This window comes from Amycolatopsis sp., assembly GCF_035276945.1.
Taxonomy (GTDB): domain Bacteria; phylum Actinomycetota; class Actinomycetes; order Mycobacteriales; family Pseudonocardiaceae; genus Amycolatopsis_E.
Window position 1 is genome coordinate 1 of record NZ_DATELF010000014.1, and the last position, 2,104, is coordinate 2,104.

Here is a 2,104-nt window from a genome sequence, read left to right on the forward strand (position 1 = left end):
CGCATCGCCCGGAGCCTTAAGGATCTCCCGGAGTCGCTCGGTCTCCGCAACAGACTCAGCCACGGTGTTACCGCCAGTCCTCGGGGATCTCCGACAGCGGCACGGAGTGCATCTGTTCGCCGCTGGCGCACACGTCCCGGAGCGAAGATGCCGCCCCGCCCGAAGCGTCCCGAGTCCCGCGAGCCGTAGCCCCCACCCCATCACCGGGCCCGGGGTGATCATGCGACGCCACCGAACAAGTCCAGTTGCGGCGGCTCGGGAATGGACACGACCCGCTCCCGCCACGTGAGGGCGTAGGCGAGGCAGTTGGCGCAATTCTTGTGCCCTGTGCAACCCGGCAGCGGGTCGTGTCGGCGGGCTTCGAAAGACCACGCCATCGAGTCCGCGGAGATCAGCAGATGCCCGTAGGTACGTAGCCCGCCGAGCTTCACCCCGAACCCGTGCAGCGGCAGGTCAGGGTCACGCTGGCGCAAGGCTGCGACGACCGCGCCGATAGCCCCGGTCGCCTGGCGTCGACACACCGACCCCAAGCCCACCACCGGGAAGGCGGTGAGATCCACACCAGCCTCGCCGTACAGGTCGTGGCAGCGCAGATAGTCATCCCGCTCCCAGCCCTGCAACACCGGCATGAACGGGCTGGTCGCGTCATCGCCCCACAACTCCTGGAGTTCCAGGAAGTTCTCGACCGTGCGGCGCTGGTGATCGAGCACCGACAGTCCGGTCTTGGCGGTCATGAAGGGTTCGCACATCCAGTCTTGCGGCGCGGCCCACCCGAGTTCGCCGATCTCCTCGTCGTAGCGGCGTACAGCTGCCACGTATTCGCCGGGGGTGGTTCGCCATTCGTCGTAGAGCGAGAGTTCCGAGAAGCCGCCCGAGTCCAGCGCCCAATGCTCGATCGCGCGGGGCAGCGTCTTGCGGCCGGCGAGACGGCGGTGGGACACGAACAGCGGCACGTCGGCGGTGGCGAGCCAGTGCGGCTGGTGGGTGCCGAGGTAGAAGGTTTCCACGTCACGTCGCCTGTCGGGGTGTGGCGGCAAGGATCGAGTTGGCCAGTTCGCGCGCCGCTAACAGCAGGCTGCTGGGGCCGAAGTCGCAGTCCTCCTCGCTGCCTGCCCTGTCCCTGTCGCCGAGCGCTTCGAGGATCCGGGCCAGCGGCGAGGCGTCCACCGGGTCGGTGTCGTTGTCCGCTGCGTTGGGGATCTCGATCCGGCCACGTGCCGCCAGGATCGCCGCAGCGGCCCGCAGCACGGCCGGGGCATCCGCGAGGTCCGGCGCGGGCACGTTCGTCTCTCCACGGCAATCTGAGCCAGTCATTTCGAGGTCCCCTGTCCAGTCAGGTTCCGGCGGGCCTGCTCCAAATCGGCCTTGGTCGGCCCCCAGCACGGGCCGACATAGCCCTCAGGGCAGGTGTGGATGCGGTACGCCTCAGCACGCACCTGGGTGAGGCTCGGAGGCTGCTGGGGGCCGGGAACGGTCACGACAGCGCCTCCTCAATCGCACGCACAGTTCCGCAGGGCCACTCGTCTGGCCAGTCGTTGCCTCGCCCACGGCACTTCCAGCAGACCGGCTCTCCATCTGGGCCCGGTTCCGATCGATGCAGCGCTAGCACCTCGGCCAGTGCATCCCGAAGCTTGAGCGGGTCGGTGTCGAGCGCCGTTTCGATACGGCGGTAAAGGTCGCTCACCGCTGGCCTCCGATGTCCCGAGACAACGCGACGAGACCGGCCTCAGCAACAGACCGCCACGTGTCCGGGAAGTGCGTGCCAGGCCAGATTCGATAAAACGCACGGGACATCGCCTCGGCCATCCGCTCCACAACGGCGGCATCGTCCACGGCTGGGGTCTTACGGAACCCGGCGGCGGCCAACTCCTCCGCCATCCACTTCAGGTACTCGCTGGACAGTGGCGACCAGTCGCCAGTGATCTCGTTCCATTCGCCGTCCAAGCGGGCAATGTCCGCAGCGAGCTCGGTCTGTCCGGGTTGGTCTTGTGGGGTGGTCATGGTGTCTCCAGTCGGGTTGGTGATGGGATCAAGCCGCAGCCTGGTCGGCAGTGGTCTCGATGAGCGGACGAAGGATCGCGGCGGCCAGGGGCGGCGGAACGGC

General features: G+C 67.9%; 4 protein-coding genes. All 4 read right to left on the reverse strand.

Features of this window, described 5'->3' with window-relative positions:
• Positions 1 to 218: 218 nt before the first annotated feature.
• The 4 genes from VJT49_RS01770 to VJT49_RS01785 all read right to left on the reverse strand — a co-directional run bounded on the left by VJT49_RS01770 (position 219) and on the right by VJT49_RS01785 (position 2,001).
• Positions 219 to 1,007, reverse strand: a complete 789-nt coding sequence (locus tag VJT49_RS01770) for a DUF7221 family queuine tRNA-ribosyltransferase-like protein (RefSeq protein WP_324162428.1) — start codon at positions 1,005 to 1,007, stop codon at positions 219 to 221.
• A gap of 1 nt (position 1,008) precedes the next feature.
• Positions 1,009 to 1,314 carry a hypothetical protein gene (locus tag VJT49_RS01775; RefSeq protein WP_324162430.1) on the reverse strand — a complete coding sequence of 102 codons (306 nt, stop codon included), beginning with the start codon at positions 1,312 to 1,314 and terminating at the stop codon, positions 1,009 to 1,011.
• Positions 1,311 to 1,478, reverse strand: a complete 168-nt coding sequence (locus VJT49_RS01780; RefSeq protein WP_324162432.1) for a hypothetical protein — start codon at positions 1,476 to 1,478, stop codon at positions 1,311 to 1,313. The genes VJT49_RS01775 and VJT49_RS01780 overlap by 4 nt, the downstream gene beginning before the upstream one ends.
• Positions 1,479 to 1,680: 202 nt before the next feature.
• Entirely contained in the window at positions 1,681 to 2,001 is a 321-nt protein-coding gene (locus tag VJT49_RS01785) for a hypothetical protein (RefSeq protein WP_324162434.1), read from the reverse strand.
• Positions 2,002 to 2,104: the final 103 nt, after the last annotated feature.